The 18,363-nt window shown below is 67.3% G+C and carries 17 protein-coding genes; 8 read left to right on the plus strand and 9 right to left on the minus strand.

Annotation, left to right across the window (positions count from 1 at the left end):
- The first annotated feature begins 13 nt into the window (after window positions 1-13).
- The 3 genes from ACH4T9_RS27395 to ACH4T9_RS27405 all read left to right on the plus strand — a co-directional run bounded on the left by ACH4T9_RS27395 (window position 14) and on the right by ACH4T9_RS27405 (window position 2,604).
- Window positions 14-1,282, plus strand: coding sequence for a glycosyltransferase (locus tag ACH4T9_RS27395; RefSeq protein ID WP_396671947.1), 1,269 nt, complete (start codon window positions 14-16; stop codon window positions 1,280-1,282).
- 648 nt (window positions 1,283-1,930) lie between these two features.
- The gene (locus ACH4T9_RS27400) at window positions 1,931-2,215 is read left to right on the plus strand and encodes a type II toxin-antitoxin system Phd/YefM family antitoxin (protein WP_396671948.1); all 285 of its coding nucleotides are present in this window, start codon (window positions 1,931-1,933) and stop codon (window positions 2,213-2,215) included.
- On the plus strand, window positions 2,212-2,604 hold the full coding sequence (locus ACH4T9_RS27405) for a type II toxin-antitoxin system VapC family toxin (RefSeq protein WP_396671949.1): 393 nt from the start codon (window positions 2,212-2,214) through the stop codon (window positions 2,602-2,604). Before ACH4T9_RS27400 ends, ACH4T9_RS27405 begins: the two co-directional genes overlap by 4 nt.
- 37 nt (window positions 2,605-2,641) lie before the next feature.
- Here ACH4T9_RS27405 and ACH4T9_RS27410 read toward each other — a convergent pair whose 3' ends face one another.
- From ACH4T9_RS27410 to ACH4T9_RS27445, 8 genes are all read right to left on the minus strand, one after another.
- Window positions 2,642-3,031 (minus strand): hypothetical protein, encoded by a 390-nt coding sequence (locus ACH4T9_RS27410; protein ID WP_396671950.1) that lies wholly within the window; start codon window positions 3,029-3,031, stop codon window positions 2,642-2,644.
- A 79-nt stretch (window positions 3,032-3,110) separates the two neighbouring features.
- Window positions 3,111-3,698: a DUF4352 domain-containing protein gene (locus ACH4T9_RS27415; protein ID WP_396671951.1), complete on the minus strand. Its 588-nt coding sequence runs from the start codon at window positions 3,696-3,698 to the stop codon at window positions 3,111-3,113.
- Window positions 3,699-3,951: 253 nt separating this feature from the next.
- Window positions 3,952-7,365, minus strand: coding sequence for a DEAD/DEAH box helicase family protein (locus ACH4T9_RS27420; RefSeq protein ID WP_396671952.1), 3,414 nt, complete (start codon window positions 7,363-7,365; stop codon window positions 3,952-3,954).
- Window positions 7,366-7,407: 42 nt separating this feature from the next.
- Window positions 7,408-8,514: a restriction endonuclease subunit S gene (locus ACH4T9_RS27425; protein WP_396671953.1), complete on the minus strand. Its 1,107-nt coding sequence runs from the start codon at window positions 8,512-8,514 to the stop codon at window positions 7,408-7,410.
- Window positions 8,515-8,537: 23 nt separating this feature from the next.
- Window positions 8,538-10,055: an N-6 DNA methylase gene (locus ACH4T9_RS27430; RefSeq protein WP_396671954.1), complete on the minus strand. Its 1,518-nt coding sequence runs from the start codon at window positions 10,053-10,055 to the stop codon at window positions 8,538-8,540.
- 239 nt (window positions 10,056-10,294) lie between these two features.
- Complete coding sequence (locus tag ACH4T9_RS27435; protein WP_396671955.1) at window positions 10,295-10,534, minus strand: hypothetical protein; 240 nt, start codon at window positions 10,532-10,534, stop codon at window positions 10,295-10,297.
- A 2-nt stretch (window positions 10,535-10,536) separates the two neighbouring features.
- The gene (locus ACH4T9_RS27440; RefSeq protein ID WP_396671956.1) at window positions 10,537-11,739 is read right to left on the minus strand and encodes a helix-turn-helix domain-containing protein; all 1,203 of its coding nucleotides are present in this window, start codon (window positions 11,737-11,739) and stop codon (window positions 10,537-10,539) included.
- Window positions 11,726-11,884 carry a hypothetical protein gene (locus ACH4T9_RS27445; protein ID WP_396671957.1) on the minus strand — a complete coding sequence of 53 codons (159 nt, stop codon included), beginning with the start codon at window positions 11,882-11,884 and terminating at the stop codon, window positions 11,726-11,728. Before ACH4T9_RS27445 ends, ACH4T9_RS27440 begins: the two co-directional genes overlap by 14 nt.
- A 362-nt stretch (window positions 11,885-12,246) precedes the next feature.
- On the opposite strand from ACH4T9_RS27445, the gene ACH4T9_RS27450 reads away from it, so the two are divergent.
- Window positions 12,247-13,125, plus strand: coding sequence for a helix-turn-helix domain-containing protein (locus ACH4T9_RS27450; protein ID WP_396686866.1), 879 nt, complete (start codon window positions 12,247-12,249; stop codon window positions 13,123-13,125).
- 9 nt (window positions 13,126-13,134) lie between these two features.
- The gene (locus ACH4T9_RS27455; protein ID WP_396671959.1) at window positions 13,135-13,317 is read left to right on the plus strand and encodes a DUF397 domain-containing protein; all 183 of its coding nucleotides are present in this window, start codon (window positions 13,135-13,137) and stop codon (window positions 13,315-13,317) included.
- Window positions 13,318-13,658: 341 nt separating this feature from the next.
- On the opposite strand, the gene ACH4T9_RS27460 is transcribed toward ACH4T9_RS27455, so the two are convergent.
- The gene (locus ACH4T9_RS27460) at window positions 13,659-14,897 is read right to left on the minus strand and encodes a tetratricopeptide repeat protein (RefSeq protein ID WP_396671960.1); all 1,239 of its coding nucleotides are present in this window, start codon (window positions 14,895-14,897) and stop codon (window positions 13,659-13,661) included.
- Window positions 14,898-15,192: 295 nt separating this feature from the next.
- Between ACH4T9_RS27460 and ACH4T9_RS27465 the strand changes: the two genes are divergently transcribed.
- The 3 genes from ACH4T9_RS27465 to ACH4T9_RS27475 form a co-directional block, all read left to right on the plus strand.
- Window positions 15,193-15,522: a hypothetical protein gene (locus ACH4T9_RS27465; protein WP_396671961.1), complete on the plus strand. Its 330-nt coding sequence runs from the start codon at window positions 15,193-15,195 to the stop codon at window positions 15,520-15,522.
- 28 nt (window positions 15,523-15,550) lie between these two features.
- Window positions 15,551-17,809, plus strand: a complete 2,259-nt coding sequence (locus ACH4T9_RS27470; RefSeq protein ID WP_396671962.1) for a CHAT domain-containing protein — start codon at window positions 15,551-15,553, stop codon at window positions 17,807-17,809.
- On the plus strand, window positions 17,799-18,363 hold a 565-nt coding region (locus ACH4T9_RS27475), incomplete at its 3' end, for a tetratricopeptide repeat protein (RefSeq protein WP_396686867.1). The genes ACH4T9_RS27470 and ACH4T9_RS27475, both read left to right, overlap by 11 nt.

Genomic DNA, 18,363 nt, shown 5'->3' on the forward strand with positions numbered 1-18,363 from the left:
AGCCTTCTTTCCCGTGAGAGTCGTGGTGGCGCACAACCGGTACCGGGAGGCTCAGCCCTCCGGCGAGAACACGATCGTCGACGCGGAGATCGCCCAGCTCACGGCGGTCGGGGTCGAGGTGCTGCCGTTCCTGCGCAGCTCCGACGAGATCCCGACCATGCCGAAGTCGGCCAAGGCGCTGCTGCCGGTCTCCCCGATCTACGCCCCCCGGGCGCAGCAGGAGCTGAGTCGGCTGATCACCGAGCACCGGCCGGACGTGCTGCACCTGCACAACCCGTACCCGCTGCTCTCGCCCTGGGTGGTGCGGACCGCGCACAAGCACGGCGTGCCGGTGGTGCAGACGGTGCACAACTACCGGCAGGTCTGCTCCTCCGGGCTGTACTTCCGCGACGGGATGATCTGCCAGGACTGCCGGGGCAAGGCGCTCGGCGTGCCGGCGATCGTGCACCGCTGCTACCGGGGCTCGCGGGCGCAGAGCGCGCTGATGGCCACCACCCTCGCGGTGCACCGGGGCACCTGGAAGTCGGTGGACCGGTTCATCGCGCTCACCAGCGCCGTCGCCGACCACCTGCGCGACTACGGCGTCCCGGCGGACCGGATCGTGGTGAAGCCGAACGGCATCCCCGACCCGGGGGCACCCGCGCCGCTCGGCGACGGCTTCCTGTACATGGCGCGGCTCTCCCCGGAGAAGGGGCTGGGCCTGCTGCTGGACGCCTGGCGGCGGCACCCGGACGGCTCACTCGGCCCGCTGCGCATCGCCGGCGACGGCGAACTGCGCCCGCTGGCCGAGGCCGCCGCCGCCGAACGCGCCGACGTGACGTACCTCGGACCGCTGGACCGCGCCGGGGTGCGCGCGGCGATCGAGGCCAGCGCCGTGATCATCGCCGCCTCCACCTGGCACGACGTGCTGCCCACGGTGATCATCGAGGCGCTGGCGAGTGGGCGGCCGGTGCTCGGCACCGCCCTCGGCGGCATCCCGTACCTCCTCGGCGCGGACGGCCCGCGCGAACCCGCCGGCACCGGCCCGGCCGCCGTCGCCACCGCCGCACCTGGGGAGGGGCGCGTCGCGCTGCCGGTGGGGGTGCAGGCGGGCGAGGTGGGCTGGGTGGTGGCCCCGGAGCCGGCCGCCATGGCCGCCGCGCTGCCGGTGGCGCGGGCGGGTGCGGCAGGGCTGGCCCCGGCGGCACGGGCCCGCTACGAGCGCACCTTCCACCCGGACGTGGTCACTCGCCAGTTGATCGACGTGTACGCGGGCGTCTCGGCCACCACGCAGCCCCGCTGAGCCAACGCGCTCGCAGAGACCCCGCGCGTGGGGTCCCTGCGGTCCGCGGTGATCGTTTGATGAAAAGTGAGACGACACGCCGGGCAGGTTCTCCGAAATCAGCAGACGATCATGAGGAGTACCAGCGGACGGTCTAAGCCACCTCGCTTGCGGGAGCGGCGGTGTCCCGGACAGAGTTGATGATCGAGGTCTGTCAACGTGCCTACCGTCGGGGTGGCCGAAGCTGACCTCGCCCCGCGCGCTTCCTCGTGGGTCGTCCCTTGATCGTCTGCTGCTCACCGGCGCGACACGCCGGGCGGGGCGCCGGTACGCGACAGACGATCTCCGTGACTGACCGTCGGGCACCATCGGCGGCACCCGCATCGGCACCTACCACTGAGCGTCGTCCGCTGCCTTGAGCTCGGCCTCGGTAGCGGGGACAACGCCTGCGGGACGGGAAGCCTGCTCACCCGCGGGCCACCTGGGCGAGCACCTCCCGGGCGTACGAGCGCACCTTCCACCCCGACGTGGTCACGAAGCGCCTGATCGACGTGTACGCCTCCCTCAGCTGACCACCGCGCCCCGGGGTCGGCGTGAGCTCCTGAACGGGGACTCGTAGAGCCGCTTGTGGGTACAATGACGGCATTGTCGGCACAAGGGAGGCGTGGCGTGAGCACCGTGTCCGTGCGCGAGTTCTCCTACAACCCCAGCGCCATGTTCGCCCGGGTGGAGCGGGGCGAGACGATCGAGGTGACGCGGCACGGCAGCGTGATCGCCGTGCTACTGCCGGGTTCGGGGACGCTCGGCAGATACGCGTCCCTGGTGGCCAAAGGGGTGATCCGCCTCAAGGCGACCACCACGAGCGACATCGACCGGCTACCCCGTTACGACGTACCGCCCGATGTGTCGCCCCTCGATCTGCTGCTGGCCGACCGCGAGGAGGATGAGCGGTGATCTACCTCGACTCGTCCGCCTTGATCACGCTGCTCTCCGGACGCACCTACGCCACCGAGCTGCAGGAGTTCCTGGAAAGCCGGGCTGGTGTGCCGATGGCGATCAGCTCCGTCGGATTCGTCGAGACGGTACGCACCCTCGACCGGATCGGAGACTATCCGGACGCCATGCAGATGTTGGCGCGAAATTTCACCGAGATCCTGTTGACCGAGGAGGTCCGGGATTTCGCGGCAGCTCTCCCCACCGGGATCCGGACGTTGGACGCGCTGCACGTGGCGAGTGCCCAGGTTCTCGGTGATGCGCTCGACGTGCTGGTCACGTACGACAAGCGGATGGCGGACATCGCAGCCTCGGTGGGCTTGCCGGTCGCGGCTCCCGGCACCGACTAGGCCACCTCACTCGCGATCATCGAGGCGCTGGCCATGCTCAGAGATCTGTCAGCCAGTTAGGAGGTGAGGCGGCGGCTGCCGCAAGCCTTGCATCGAGCGGAAACCCGTGGACGATCAGGCGGGTCCTGGCCTCGTGGAGCTCTTGAGGGTGGAACAGCTCGGTAAACCATGGCAGGCAGGCAGCAAACTCTACGGTGTCTTCGAGTCGCCCAAGGTCAAAAAGCCGTTGGAAGCCATACGAGGTGTGCCTTGGATCCGCCAAGAGGTGCATTGTCGCGCCAACAGCATCTCCGTGCCGCTCGACCAGCTCACGGAACTGGAACGGGTTGTAGCCGAGCCGCATCAACCTGGGGAGACCACCGAGAACATACTCGTGGAATCTCTCACGAAGGAATGCCGTTCTCTCCATATCGCGGTCGTCGGCCATGATGCGTCGCTCCGTCTCCGTTGCCGATTAAAAAATGCAAAATCCCGAATGCTTCCGGCCGATGGCTTGCCCGCATTGGTCACCGCTTAAGCACCCACTCCACTCGTTCCGCGTCGTTGTTGTAGACAGCGAGCACGGGGGCGTCGTCGCGTTGCACAACGAAGGAGATCCAACCTCTCGTGCACTTCGAGGGTCGTACGACCCGACTGCCATAGACCGGCTGCTGCGGCATGGCGAAGTCCTGGAAGTTCGCCTTCTCGTACTCAGTACTCTCAGCCGACTGCAAAGTCCAGTAGTCGTCGTTCACCTCGATCGGTTCCGTTGACGTGTTGCAGAGTCGAACGTCGACCGAGGCCCAGTTTTCGGATGACTTGATGTCAACGGCTCGGTCATTCGACGAAACCTTCCGGTACGCCTGCACCGTGATTTCGGCGAGCCCCAAGTCAGCCGTTCGGCCAAGGCGCAGGGGGGCCTCTGGCGAGGGAGGATCGCTGGTCGGGACGGGGGTCGACGCCAGCGGCGTCGCGCTCGGGCTGGGTGACAAAGATCCAGGAGAGGTGGGCAAATGAGTTGGACTCGCCGACGTCGACTTATCGCTGGAGGCCCCACAGCCCACAAGAGCCATGGATGCCATCGCGACAGTCGCTAGGCGCAGAGTGGAGATCATCGAGGCACCATAGTGGACCAGCTATCCACGCGTGGTCGGCTACCCGACAACTACTCGAAGAGGTCCGGCCGTGCGATGTCGTTGAAGGAGGCAACTGGCCGGAATCTTGACGACGGGACAGCCCTTCAAGCGTTACGTGCTAATCGGTCGGCCCATCGGGCGTTTGCTTGCACTACTCGACGTTACGGCTCACCTGGTCGCCCCGTAGGCGAGCACCCGATCGACCAGGTCAAGCCAGCTTAAACGAATCTCTCTAGGCCACCTCACTCACAGGGGCGGCGGTGTCCCGAACGGAGTTGAGGATCGTGACCAGGCGATCCACGTCAGCGGACGGGAAGATCGATTCCGGGTCCGGCGCGATGTCGCTGAACGGGGATTCGTAGAGCCGCTCGGGCTTCATGACACCGTTCCGGGTGAGGTCGGCGATGATCAGGTTGATGAAGCTGATCTGGTTCGCGGTGGGGGTGCGGCCTACCAGGAATTCGCTGAACGCCTCGTTGGCCGCTTCCCGGTCGAGCCCGACCAGTGAGCGGATGAAGAGCCCGAGCCCGTCGGACGAACGACGGGCCCGATCGATGTCCTCGGTGCCGCCACCGCTGGCCGCGAGCATTCGTTCCAGCTCGGCGAGGTCGCTGGGAGAGAGCTGCTTGTTGCGGCGCAGCTTCTGCAACGCCAGGTGGTCCTCGTGGGCGCGCAGGTAGATTCGGGCCTTGGCGCGGAACCGATCGAAGTCGGTGCCGATCCTGATGTCGTTCAGCGAGACGACCGAGATCTCACCCAGCTCGTCGCTGAAGTCGGTGTAGACGATGGCCCGCTTGGACCGCGAAATCAACCTGGCCAGCCCTCGCAGGCGTCGACGCATCAGTTCCAGCATCGGCAGGGTCACGTCCTGCCACCACTCGTCACCGGCCACCTCGTCGAGGAGTTGCTGCTGCTCGCGGACCGCCGGGATACTGGTCTGCTCCAGCAGCGTCGAGGCGACCTCCTGCACCTGCCGGCGCAGCCGGTCGTAGTCGGGCACCACGTCGAACTGGCCGAGCTGGAGGCGCAGCACCATCAGGTCGAAGCGCTTGGCCACTTCGTCCTCGTCCTTCACGGCGGTGGGCAGGCCGGCGAGGTTGCCGCCGATCTCGTCCACCGCTTCGGGGGTGAGTCGGTGCCAGCGCGCGAAGTCGACGTAGTACTCCACCAGGCGCCGCTTGGGGCGTACGACGAAGTTGTCGAGGTGGATGTTCTCCACCCGCGCGTGGAGGTTTCGGGCCAGCTCCCAGCGCAGGCCCGCCTCGCTCTGCGTGCCGTCGGCCTCCGTCTCCGGGCCGGCATCGGCGGGGAGGCGCTGGTCGAGGCGGTAGATCAGGTCGAGCTGGGCCTTGAAAAGCCGCTGGGTCAGCGACTCACCCAGCTTCCCCTCCGCAGGCTTGGGATTCTGGTTGAAGTACTCGAAGTTCTGGCAGAAGTCGAAGACAAAGAAGTTCTCCTTGTCCCGCCCGGGACCGTAGAGGTCCTTGCAGAGCCGGGTGCCTCGGCCGATCATCTGGAGGAACTTCGACTTGGACCGGACGATCTTGAAGAAGACCAGGTTGACGACCTCGGGCACGTCGATGCCGGTGTCGAGCATGTCCACCGAGATCGCGATGTGGGGGGCCTTCTCCTTCTCTGAGAACGCGTCGATGAGGCTCTGCGCGTACTTGGTCTGGTGGGTGATGACCTGGGCCAGGTGGCCACCGTGCATCGGGTACGCGAGGTCGAACCGTTCCTGGATGAAGTTCGCGTGGTCCTGGTTCTTGGCGAAGATGATCGTCTTGCCGATCCGGTCGCCACCGGCCACGTGGTGGCCGAGGGTCATCAACGTCTCCAGGACCTTGTCCACGGTGTCGGCGTTGAACAGCCACTTGTTGACCGCGTCCGCGTCGACGCTGTCCGGTGGCCCGTCGTCACCCCAGTCGAGCGAGTCCCAGTCGTCCTTCTCCGCCTCGGTGAGGTCGTCGTAGCGGATGCCGTCACGCTGGAACTTCAGCGGCACGGAGACCGCACGCGGCGGAACGAGATAGCCCTCGTTGACCGCCTCGTCGAGGTCGTAATGGTCGGTGGGGACGCCGTCCTCAAGATGGAACAGGCTGTAGGTGTTGCGGTCGATCTCGTTGCGTGGGGTCGCGGTGAGCCCGACCAGGAGGCTGTCGAACCAGGAGAAGATCGCCCGGTACTTCTGGTACACCGACCGGTGCGCCTCGTCGATGATGACCAGGTCGAAGTAGCCGGGCCCGAAGCGCCGCCCGCCGCTCGCGGTCTCGTTGATCAAGCCCATCATGGTCGGGTACGTCGAGACGTACACCCGGCCCTCGGTGTCCTTCTCGGTGACCAGGTTGACCGTGGCCGCCTCGGGCAGGTGCGTCTTGAACGCGTTGACCGTCTGGTTGACCAGCGCGATGCGGTCGGCGAGGAAGAGCACCCGCTTGACCCAGCTGGCCCGCATCAGTGCGTCGACCAGGGCGATCACGGTACGGGTCTTGCCGGCGCCGGTGGCCATCACCACGAGCGCCTGGCGCTGCCGATCCCGCTCGAACGCCTCGCCGATCTTCCGGATCGCCCGGTGCTGGTAGTGCCGCTCGACGATCTCGCCCTTGATGGGTACGTCCGCGAGCGGCCGGCGGGTGGCGCGGCGCTGGATCAGGAGCTGAAGCTCGTCCTTGGTGTAGAAGCCCTGCACCGGGCGGGGCGGGTAGGCGGTGTCGTCCCAGAGCCAGGTGTCGTAGCCGTTGGTGTAGAAGATGACCGGCCGCTGGCCGTACCGCTGCTCCAGGCAGTCGGCATAGAGCTTGGCCTGCTGCTTGCCGATGGTGGCGTCCCGCCGTGCGCGCTTGGCCTCGACCACCGCGAGCGGCTTGCCGTCGTCACCCCACAGGACGTAGTCGACGTAGCCGGTGCCCGAGCTGTTGGGCATGCCGGTCACCTCGAACTCGCGGTCGTCCGGACCGTCGAGCCGCCAGCCGGCCTCGGCCAGCAGGAGATCGATGAAGAGGTCGCGGGTCTGCGCCTCGTCGTAGTCGTGGTCGTCGGGGCGTGCCTCGTTGGCGGCCTTCGCGGCGGCGATCTCGGCGCGCAGCTTCGCCAACTCGGCGTCGAGGGTGGCGGACCGCTCCCGTTCGGCGGCCAGCGCCGCGTCCTGGGCGGCGAGCTTGTCGGCGAGCGCCTTCAGCTCGGCCTGGGTCTGCTGCCGCACCTTGGAGGGGACCGGCCGGGGAATCAGGCCCGGGTCGAAGGCGAGGGCGCTCGCTGGAACCCGCGCCTGGTCGCGGGTGTAGTGCCGGGCGATCCAGTACGTGACGTGGAACAACTCGCGGAGGACCGGCACCGATTCCTTCGGCGTCACCGGCGTCCGCTCGTGCACAGCCCGATTGCCCTGCTTGCGAATGACGTTCATCTTTGCCTGGAGGCTGTTGCCCACCAGGTTGCGCAGCGTCGGCTCATGGATCTTCGCGGAGAGGTCGTTCTTGTACGGCTTGGCGAGTGTCTCGTCGGCGTCGAAGAGCCAGCCGAGCGCGACTTCCAATGTGCGCCGGGCGTAGAAACACGAGCCCCGCGGGTCGGCGACGGCAAGTCGCTCGGCCCGCAGGGCCTCGTCAAGCAGCTCGGGCCATTCGGCCCGCAGGAACGCGAAGTTACTCATCGACGTCGACCCCCACAGTGGACAGCCGCCAATCATCTCACATCAGAGCATCCCCCGGAAGGCCCGATCCTGCAACGACACAAACAACGCGCCCATTTCGCTGAGGCTCGCCCGATGCGTCGCCCCGAGTGACTGGACAGCCCTCACCCGGCGGGCGAACTCCTGCTGAGCCTCGATCGGAGGTAGCAGAAGCGGGAATCGCCGAAGCTGCACCATGTTGATTGAGGCGATGCCCGTAGTCTGTTTGGCTGACCGGAGAAAGTACCGCTTTCCCCTATCGGACGATATGAAATAGTTCAAGTAAACCGGATTTACTCGGCGTGGATCGGTTATTCGAGCCCGAAAAATGTGGTTTTGGTGGATGGCTTCCGGAAGTTCGTCATTCCAGAGTGATCCGCGGCCGAGCTTATCCGGATCGCCGCCTTCCGTCAGAAGTAAATCATCCTTGCGTAGTTGGTAGCGTTCAATCTCTTGCTCCGTGGCTTCTATCTGCTTCACGCTTGAGAGTTCAATGCGCTTGTCCTGTACATTCGCCACGGCGAGGTATGGAACGGTCCGTAGCGACTTCTCGGACGTCTTCCTTCCCTTTGTGATGCCCGACGATATGTCAGCCACCTCGCCCAACTGTAGAGAGCTCTCCCATTCGCTTTTGGTCGGGTCGTAGCAGCTAAGTAGGTCGAGAAAGATGGACTGGGTGAGGTCGTCGAGGTGGGCGACGGCTTCGCGGCGCTTGGCGCGCAGATCGTCCGCCCAATCCAGCACCTCCGCTATTCTCCGCTGATCTCTAAGCGGAGGCTGGATAATTGCCTGCTCCTTCAAAAACTTAAAGTGCCGTGAGTACCCAGCATTAGGGAGTGGCAAGGAGGTCAAGTAATAGTATAGAAATTTGGGATCCCAGCCGGCCTGAGGCTTGAGAACCTTCACGCCATCGGCACCCATGCTAAACGGGAAGTCGACATACTTGAAGCAGCGGGTGTGGTCCCCGAACACGATAACTGGCCCACTTGTGCGATGCAGCAACGTTGGATCATTCGTAAACCCGGCAATCAAATTCTTGCCTTGGTCAACGACAGGGTAGAAGCCGGTCCTCAAGTATTCGGACTGAAGAGTCTTCGGGTTGCCGGACGTCTTGTCTGAAACTGCAGTCAAGAGCGGTACGGTTGGCCAATCCCTCATCGGAGCATCGCCTTCAGTTCGGACATGCCCTGCTGGATCTCAGCCTCCAAGTGCTCTAGGTCGGCCAAGATGTCAGGCGGCGAGCGGTGCTCGACATCCTCATGTACGACCTCCTTGTAGCGGTTGAGGCTGAGGTCGTAGTCCTGCTCGACGATGTCGGCCTTGGGGACGCAGAAGCTTTGCTCGGTCCGCGCCCGCTGCAACTCGTCGCTGTCTCGCCGGAACCACCGCGCCAGAGCGTCCGGCAGGTTGTTCTTCGCCTGCTCGTCCTCGGTCAGCGCCACGTTTGGCACCGGCCCAAGCTTCTCGGCAGGTAGCAGCGGTGTCCGCTTGTCGTCCAGGCTCCAGCCGTCAGCGGTCACCTCGTAGAACCAGACGTTGTCGGTCCCGCCACTGTTGGTCTTGGTGAAAAGCAAGATCGCCGTGGAGACGCCCGAGTAGGGCTTGAAGGTGCCGCTCGGCAGCTTCACCACCGCGTCGAGCTTCTGGTCCTCGACTAGTATCCGGCGCAGCTCCTTGTGTGCCTTGCTCGACCCGAAGAGCACGCCGTCCGGCACGATCACGGCAGCCCGGCCGCCAGGCTTGAGTAGCCGGAGGAAGAGGGCGAGGAAGAGCAACTCGGTCTTCTTGGTCTTGACGATCCCCTGGAGGTCCTTCGACGTGCTCTCGTAGTCGAGGCTGCCGGCGAACGGTGGGTTGGCCAGGATTAGCGAGTACTTCTCGGACTCGTTGCTGACACTTTGAGCCAGCGAGTCGCGGTAGCGGATGTCCGGGCTCTCCACGCCATGCAGCAGCATGTTCATGCTGCCGATACGCAGCATCGTGCCGTCGAAGTCGAAGCCGTGGAACATGCTTTCGTGGAAGTGCTTCCGCTGCGCCACGTCGAGCAGCGCGTCCGGATGCGTGCGCCGGACGTACTCGCCCGCCTCGACTAGGAAGCCTGCAGTGCCGCACGCCGGGTCGCAGATCTCGTCGGTCGGCGTCGGGGCCGTCATCTCGACCATGAGTTGGATGATGTGCCGTGACGTGCGGAACTGGCCGTTGTGACCAGCAGTGGCGATCTTGCTGAGCATGTACTCGTAGAGATCGCCCTTGGTGTCCCGGTCCTCCATCGGGATCTTGTCGAGCATGTCGACCACGCGGCCGAGCAGCGCCGGGTTGGGGATGGTGAACCGGGCGTCCCTCATGTGGTGCGAGTACGTCGACCCGTCGCTACCGAGCGTCTGGAGGTACGGGAAAACCTGATGGGTGACGATTTTGAACATCGTCTCCGGGTCCCGGTCCTTGAACTGGGACCATCGGAGTTCTTGCTGGTCCGGCCGGAACCGCAGCGTGACCGGGGCGTCCGGGAAACGCTCCGCCTTCTTCAGCTCCCGCGTCTCCATCTCGTCTAGCCTCTTGATGAAGAGCAGGTAGGTGATCTGCTCGATCACCTCCATCGGGTTCGAGATGCCGCCCGACCAGAAGGCATCCCAGACGCGGTCGATCTTGCTCTTCAGTTCACCGGTTATCACGTGCCTCGTCCCCATGGCGTCGCGTTGGGCTTGGCCCCACAGGCTAGCCCCCTGCCATGAGCAGGCGGTGCGGGCTTGCCGACCAAGCTGAGCAGCGAAGTACAGCTATTCCGCCGAGCCGGGCGGACCCGCCTACAGGCCAAGAACCTGTCGGATGCACTCTTCGACGCGACGAAGCTCGGCGGGTGCCAGCCGGCCCCTTTACACTGGTGCCGGCCGGCAACTCTTGTCGTGCGAGGTCATCCGGCCTGCTGGGGGTCGTTCGGGTCCCCTGCGGTCGGCGGGAGCGCCGCGCTTCGCTGCGGTACTTCTTCGGCGGCATGGATGACGTTGCGGGCGGCGGTCGACACCGGGCAGTGCGGGCGCCGGCAGACCCGGCAGTGGCCGTCCGGGCCGGTCCGGTGGTCGCGGAGGACCGCTCGGGCGGTGAGGATCAGCCGGTTGCGGATCTGGGCCAACGACAGGAACGGCGCGGTCATGCTCAGGTCACCCCGAGGGCGACGGCGAGTTGGATGATCGTGGCCGGGGCGTGCGGGTCGCGGGCCACCTGGGCGAGCACCTCCCGGGCGGCCGGCCGGTGGCGTACCTCGGCCGGTGCCATCCGGTCGGCGTCGACCAACACCCGGCCCGCGCCGACCGGGTCACCGGCCTGGACGTAAGCGCGGGCGGCATCGACCAGGTGCGCTGCCCGGTGTTCCACCGGTAGCCACCGCCAGGCGTCCCGCTTGGTCGTCTTCTCGTGCCAGGCAACCGCCTCGCTCGCGTCGCCCAGGTCGAGGGCTGCGGCGGTACGGGCCAGGTCGACCGCCGTCGGCCCGAACGCGGTCCGGTGATGATCCTGGCCGTCTCCTACCCGGGCGGCCATGCCGGCGGCGTCGTCGAGGAGTTCGGCGGTGGCGTGGTCGTCGCCCCGGCGGGCCGCCGCCAGGGCGGCCTGCACGAGCAACGTCCCGCACAACGACAACGCGCCGGGGCTACCGTCCCCCGGATTCGGCGGGGCGATCCGGTACGCGGCGGCCAGCGTCGCCGACAGCGCCGCCCGCGTCCGCCCGGAAGCGCGGAACACCTGGCCGAGCTGCACCGCAGCAGCGGCCACCAACACGGGATCGCCGGTCGCGGCAGCCATGGCCCGATCCGCGGCCAGCCAGCCCAGATCGACCTCGCCGAGCTTCACCAGCAACGACGCGGCCAGCCGATACACCTCCACCAGCAGCGGGCGACCCCACCCGGAATCGTCGGCGACGATGCGCTGCACGCCGGCCAGCAGGCCCGGCACCACGGCGATCACCTGCGGATACCGGGCATGCTGAAACATCATCCACGCGTGCTCGACATCCCGGGCCAACCGGTCAGCCGGCAGCGCAAGACGGCGGGCCACGGGCCGGCCCAGGGCAATCTCGTACGCCGACAGGGCCTCCCGAATCCGCTCCACCCCCTCGACCCGCTCGGCCACCACGGCGGGTTGAACGTCCCGGCCGAGCAACACGGCGGTATCGATCCGCAAGGCAGCGGCGATGTCCCGCAACGTCGACACCTTGTCCAGCGACCGGGCACCCCGCTCGACCTTGTCGACCCAGGACTTCGACTTACCGAGCCGATCGGCGAACACCTGCTGCGACAGCCTCCGCCGCCTCCGCCAGTACGCCACCCGCCGACCGACCGGCAGCAGGTCACTGCTGTCCACGCCGCCACCGCCGGTCCGGCACCGCCCGGGTGGTCTCCTCCGCCGGTATCCGGTCCGCCTCGGCCTGCGCGAGGATCCGCTGCCGCGCGGCCTCCCGTTCCGCCGCCTGGATCTGCTCGCCTCGGTCCTCGCGATCCGCCGTCATGACCAGCACCCCGCCCGGCACTCCCCAGCACGGGTCAGCAACGGCCGTTCCGGCAGGTAGGTCACCTGTGCCACGCCTATGGCCCGGTATGCCCCTGCCCGCTTCGGATAGATCGTCGCCGGGCCCAGGCGTTCGAGTGGGCTTGCCCAACGGCGCTTGAACGGCCAGAGCTTCCGCAGCAGACCAGGGTGCGTCGGGTTCTTCGTGTGCCGAGCCATTGGACCTCCAGAAACGTAGCGGCCTCCAAGCAGAGAGTGACAAAGCCGATCCGAGAAGTCTAGAGTTCCATGGAAGATTTCCATGGAGGACGGTGGTTCGCTCTGCGTGCCTTGATCCCGGAGGTGGAGAGGAGAACACTGACGGTGTTCGCGACCCTGGAGGTAGACGTGGCGAGGGCAAGCGGCCCGACAATCGCGCGATGGCAGCTCGGCCGGGAGCTGCACAGGCTCCGCGAGGCTGCCGGCGTTTCACACAAGGAGATCGCGGCAGAGCTGGGCTGCTCGGAGTCGAAGATCTACAAGATCGAATCAGGGGTGGTCGGCGTCAGCCGGGCCGACGTGATCGTGATGCTCACCCGCTACGGCGTCAGCGACGACCGGATACGGCAAACCGCCCTCGACCTCCAGCGCCAGGGCAAGGAACGCGGTTGGTGGGCGAAGTTCGGCCAACTCCCGAACCCCTACAGCATGTACATCGGGTTGGAGTCCGCAGCGACCGCAGTACGGAACTTCGAGCTGGCCGTCGTGCCGGGGTTGCTCCAGACCGAGGCATACGCCTACGCAATCACCAGTGCCGCATGGCCGGGGCAGAGCGAGGAAGCACGCCGCCGGGTCGAGGTGCGCATGACCAGGCAGGCTTGCCTGACCGAAGAGCCGGCGCTGAAGTTCTGGGGAATCGTGGACGAGGGCGTGCTGCGTCGTCAGACCGGCGGCCCAGACGTGATGCGCGCCCAGCTCCACCACCTCATCGAGATAAGCGACCGGCCGAACGTCGAGCTTCAGGTACTGCCGTTCAGCGAGGGGTGGCACCCGGGCACCGTGGGCTCCTTCTCGATCCTGGAGTTTCCCGAGGGCATCCACAGCCCAGTCGTGTATGTGGTGAGCCAGGCGGGAGACACCTATCTCGAACGCGAGGATGACTTGCGGCGCGTTACGCTTGCCTACACTCACCTGCACGCGGCAGCGCTCAGCGTCAGCAAGTCCCGGGAGCTGATCGACGCCATCGCCAAGGACATGACTTAGGGAGAGTCAATGGACCGGTCCCGCGCGGTGTGGCGCAAGAGCAGCCGAAGCGACGCCAATGGTCAGTGTGTCGAGGTGGCCGACCTCCGCGACGGGGTGGCCGTCCGGGACAGCAAGGACCCGAACGGACCCGTGCTGGCCTTCGACGCTAACGGCTGGCACGGCTTCATCGACTCCCTGAAGAACAACTAGCGTCACCCCAGGGGTCGCTTGACCTCGTGCCCGGCTACCGGGGCGAGCCCGGGATCGGGCGGTGGCACCTGGCCGGGCGCGCCTGGTGGCGGGACTTGGTCGTCGGTGTGCTCCACGAGCCGGGCAGAGGCGACCGCGCGGACGACGTCCCGAGGCTAGGTTGACCATGAAAGCGGCGGCTCTCGGCACGTATGCCTGCCGGCACGGTTTGAAGAACTCCCGCGACGATGTGCGGTTGACGTTCCCTCCACACCGCAGACGCGGATCCGTTCCGTCCCGTACCTGAAACATGTCTAGGTCTGTCTCTGATGGGCCCATCAGATTGATCTGGCGGACCTATTTCATGTGGATTCCTGGTCTTCCGCGCGTTGTCGGCGGAGTTGTTCGAGGACGGCGGTGTCGGCGTCGAGGCCGGGGTGGTCGACTTGGCGGTCGAGGTCGACGACGTGTTCGAGTTCCTGGATTGCCTGGTCGATGTCACCGCCCGCCCGGTGGATCATCGCGATGTTGTACCGGGTGGCGGCTTCGCCGGCCCGGTCGCCGACCTCCCGCCGGATGGGGAGCGCTTGGTGGTAGAAGTCGAGAGCCCGCTGCCGGTCCCCCAGCCTGGCGTGCACTTGGCCGATGTTGTTGAGGGTGGCGGCTTCGCCGGCCCGGTCGCCGACCTCCCGCAAGATGGGGAGTGCCTGGTCGTAGAAGTCGAGAGCCCGCTGCCGGTCTCCCAGCCTGGCGTGCACACTTCCGATGTTGTTGAGGGTGGTGGCTTCGCCGGCCCGTCCGCCCACTTCCTGCAAGATGGGGAGTGCCTGGTGGTAGAAGTCGAGAGCCCGCTGCCGGTCTCCCAACCCGTCGTGCACGTGGCCGATGTTGTTGAGGGTGGCGGCTTCGCCGGCCCGGTCGCCGACCTCCCGCCGGATGGGGAGCGCTTGGTGGTAGAAGTCGAGAGCCCGCTGCCGGTCTCCCAACCCGTCGTGCACACCTCCGATGTTGTTGAGGGTGGTGGCTTTGCCGGCCCGGTCGCCGACCTCCCGCAAGATGGGGAGCGCTTGGTGGTAGAAGTCGAGAGCCCGCTGCCGGTCCCCCAACCCGACGTGCACGAGGCCGAGGTTGTTGAGGGTGGTGGCTTCGCCGGCCCGGTCGCCGACCTCCCGCCGGATGGGGAGCGCCTGGTGGTAGAAGTCGAGAGCCCGCCGCCGGTCCCCCAACCTGGCGTGCACGAGGCCGATGTTGTTGAGGGTGGCGGCTTCGTTGCCGTGGTCGCCGGCCTGCTGGTACATGGTCAGGGCCTGCTGGTAGTCCTCCAGCGCCGGCCGGGGCTGGCCGGTCGACGACCGTGCCCAGCCACGGTCGTAGAAGGCGCTGGCGTCCGGGCCCAGGGTCAGGGTCGCGGTGGCCATGGCCTCGACGGCGGCGAACCGGGAGGTACGCAGCCACACCTGGCACAGCCGGGCACCGGTGTCCCGGGCGATCGCCGTCTGCCGGCCGGCGACAGCGAGCCGATGCACCTCCACGTGTCGGGTGACGGAGGCCTTCGCAGCGAGGCTGAGGGGATGCGGTCGCGACGGTTCTGGATCCTCCATGCCCGAGCCACCTCGTTCTTCCTGCTGCTCCGGCTGCCGACTCGGCGCTTGCCGAGGGCCGGACCACGGCACCGGCGTGGGGCGGGTGCGTTGGTCGTCATTGTTCTTCCCACGATGGCCGGGATGCGGTCAGTGAGTCGGAAACTCGTCACATGAGCCGGGTCCACCGACCGGTTTCGGTACGCGAATGAAACGTACAGTGGCCGCCATGGCCCGCCGTCGATCGCCTGGCCTGGACCAGACGCGGGCGGTCCTGGGCCGGCTCGACCGGGCACATCAGGGGAGGGTGTGGGCGATGAGCAGCGCCACAGTGGAGGTTTCCGGGGCTCAGGCCGCGCGGTGGGCCGCGGAGCTGCGGGCTGTATTGGCCGCGGCCGTGGGGCCGGACGACAGTGTGTCGCCGGTGCAGGTGCAGCGGTCGGCAGAGATGGTGATCGCGGTGATCGGGCTGGTGTTCTCCGGGGTCGAGGTGGCCAAGACGATCACCGAGTGGTGGAGTTCCCGCCGCCGGGACGGTGCTGCGGTCATGGTGCTGCTGCCTGACGGCACCCGGATCGAGCTGACCGAGGGCAGCCAGGCGCGGCTGGAGATCGCCATGCGGCAGGACGGCACCGGGCAGCACTGATCACCGTCCACCAAAACGGGATGGGCAGATGACCACCTTCGAACTGGAGGTCTTCGCGCAGACCTCCAACTACTACGAGCTGCGGCTGGCCGCCGATGGCGAGCCGCCCCGGACGCGTGGTCTGGACCGGGCTGCGGTCGATGAGCTGATCACGCTGGTGCGGCGTGACTACAGCAGTGACGCTGGCGCACAGAAGGTGTACGGCGCGGTCCGGCTGGCTGAGCTGGGGGCGCGGCTGGCGGAGTTCCTCGACGGCGACCAGCGGTGGCTGGCCCCGATCCTGGCCCATCCCGACGGGGCGGTGCTGCGGATCACCGCCGAGCAACGGCTGCGGCACCTGCCCTGGGAACTACTCGCCCAGCAGGGCACGTTCCTGACCGTGGCCGGGCGGGCGCCGCTGTTGCCAATCCGTGCGGTCGGCACCCATGCGGCGCTGACCGGCCCGGTCACGCCGGGCAACCGGCCGTTGCGGGTGCTGTTCATGGCAGCCTCCCCCGAAGGTGTCGAGCCGGAGCTCAACTTCGAGGCCGAGGAGGCCGCGATCCTGGCGGCGACGCGACGGACCGGCACCGACCTGGTGGTCGAGGAGAGCGGCACCCTGGAAGGGCTCCGGTTCCTCAGCCGCGACTACGGGGCCGGCCACTTCGACGTGCTGCACCTGAGCGGGCACGCCACCACCGACGGCGGCGAGCCGGTCTTCGTGGTGGAAGACGAGTTCGGCGCGATCGCCAGGGCGACGGCCGATCAGATCGCCCAGGCGATGCAGGGACACTGGCCGAGGCTGGTGTTCGTCTCCGGCTGCCTGACCGCTGACGCCCCTGACGGCGGCGTGTTCCCATCGATGAGCGAAAGCCTGGTCCAGGCTGGTGCCCCCGCAGTGCTCGGCTGGGCGCTGCCGGTCGGGGACGTCTCCGCCACCGATTTCGCCGCCGCTCTCTACCGGGCCCTGGCCGACGGCCGGTCGCTGGACCAGGCCGTCATCGAGGCCCGCCGCCACCTGTTCCACGACAAGAAGAGCAGCTACTGGCATCTGCTCCGGGTCTACGCCGACCGGTCCCCGCTGGCGCCCATGGTCACGTCGCTGCACACCAAAGGCCGCAGACAGTCGCAGGTACGCGCCGCCGACCAGCAGTTCCTGGACCCGCAGACCCAACTGTCCCGGGTCGCGTCCCGCGCCGAGTTCGTCGGCCGGCGTCGGCTCATCCAGCGCTGCCTGCGCACCCTCAGGCAACCCGCCGACACCCCCGGTGCGGTGCAGGGCCTGCTGCTGGCCGGCATGGGCGGGCTCGGCAAGAGCAGCCTCGCCTCCAGGCTCCTGGAACGCATGCCTACCCACCAGCACGCCGTCTGGTACGGCCAGGTCGACGCCATCAAGTTCCGCGAGCTGACCAGCAAGATCCGCTTCGACAGTGTCGACCAGACCAGCGAGGCCAACAAACTCCTCGACAACGAACAGGTCCCCCTCCCGATCCGGCTGCGGCACCTGCTCGACGCCGACGGGCCACTCGGCGGGACACCCTGCCTGTTCGTGTTCGACGACTTCGAAGCCGGCAACCTCGACACGCGCGACGACGGCAGCCGTGTGCTCGCCCCGGCGATGGCCGACATCCTGCCCGCCCTACTCACCGCTATCCGCGACACCGGCAGCCGAAGTCGCGTCATCATCACCAGCCGTTACCGCTTCCCCGCCCCGGCCGGCACCACCGTCGCCGTCGAGGCCCTGGAGACCCTCACCCCCATCGAGCAGAGCAAGAAGATTGCGAACCTGGCCAACCTGCGCCCCGGATCCACGATCGACCCCACCATCCGGGACCGGGCGATCGAGGCCGCAGCCGGCAACCCCCGCCTGCTCGACTGGCTCAACCGGATCGTCGACGATCCCATCCTCGACATCGCTGGCCTGCTCACCGCCATCGAGAACGAAACCGACCGGTTCCGCCGCGAGACCGTCCTGGCCGACAATCTGCTCGACTCCCAGCCCCTCGAACTCCGCCGCATGCTCGCCAGAATCAACGTCGTCGAACTACCCGTACCTACCGCCACCGTCCACGCCCTGCACCAACACCCCGACGCCGCCCGGCACATCCAGCGGGCCGTTCAACTGGGCCTGCTCGAAGAGGGCACCGACCCCGAAACCCGCCAGCCCCGCTACTACGTCTCCAACGTCCTGCACCCCCTCGTCCGCCCACTGATCACCGACGACGAACACACCGAGGCCTGCGCTGCCGCCGCACAGTCCCTCCACCGACTCTGGGTCCTCGACCCCACCGCCCCCGATGGCCACTGACCCCCTGACCCTCCTCCGGTGGGTCGAGGTGCATCGGCTCGCTGTCGCCGGCCGGCAGGCGGCGATCGCCCGGGACACCGGTGCCCGGGTGTGCCGGGTGTGGCTGCGTACCTCCCGGTTCGCCGCCGTCGAGGCCATGGCCACCGCGACCCTGACCCTGGGCCCGGACGCCAGCGCCTTCTACGACCGTGGCTGGGCACGGTCGTCGACCGGCCAGCCCCGGCCGGCGCTGGAGGACTACCAGCAGGCCCTGACCATGTACCAGCAGGCCGGCGACCACGGCAACGAAGCCGCCACCCTCAACAACATCGGCCACGTGCACGGCAGGTTGGGGGACTGGCGGCGGGCTCTCGGCTTCTACGATCGGGCGCTTCCCATCTTGCGGGAGGTCGGCGACCGGGCCGGCGAAGCCGCCACCCTGAACAACCTCGGTCTCGTGTACGACGGGTTGGGGGATCGGCGGCGGGCTCTCGGCTTCTACGATCGGGCGCTTCCCATCTTGCGGGAGGTCGGCGACCGGGCCGGCGAAGCCGCCACCCTGAACAACCTCGGTC

The organism is Micromonospora sp. NPDC020750 (assembly GCF_044334565.1).
Classification (GTDB): Bacteria; Actinomycetota; Actinomycetes; order Mycobacteriales; family Micromonosporaceae; genus Micromonospora.

Coding starts and splice junctions, on each gene's coding strand:
- ACH4T9_RS27410 (WP_396671950.1), bottom strand. CDS start 3,031: ATGGCCGACGACCGCGATATGGAGAGAACGGCATTCCTTCGTGAGAGA.
- ACH4T9_RS27415 (WP_396671951.1), bottom strand. CDS start 3,698: ATGATCTCCACTCTGCGCCTAGCGACTGTCGCGATGGCATCCATGGCT.
- ACH4T9_RS27420 (WP_396671952.1), bottom strand. CDS start 7,365: ATGAGTAACTTCGCGTTCCTGCGGGCCGAATGGCCCGAGCTGCTTGAC.
- ACH4T9_RS27435 (WP_396671955.1), bottom strand. CDS start 10,534: ATGACCGCGCCGTTCCTGTCGTTGGCCCAGATCCGCAACCGGCTGATC.
- ACH4T9_RS27445 (WP_396671957.1), bottom strand. CDS start 11,884: ATGACGGCGGATCGCGAGGACCGAGGCGAGCAGATCCAGGCGGCGGAA.
- ACH4T9_RS27455 (WP_396671959.1), top strand. CDS start 13,135: ATGGACCGGTCCCGCGCGGTGTGGCGCAAGAGCAGCCGAAGCGACGCC.
- ACH4T9_RS27460 (WP_396671960.1), bottom strand. CDS start 14,897: ATGGAGGATCCAGAACCGTCGCGACCGCATCCCCTCAGCCTCGCTGCG.
- ACH4T9_RS27465 (WP_396671961.1), top strand. CDS start 15,193: ATGAGCAGCGCCACAGTGGAGGTTTCCGGGGCTCAGGCCGCGCGGTGG.
- ACH4T9_RS27470 (WP_396671962.1), top strand. CDS start 15,551: ATGACCACCTTCGAACTGGAGGTCTTCGCGCAGACCTCCAACTACTAC.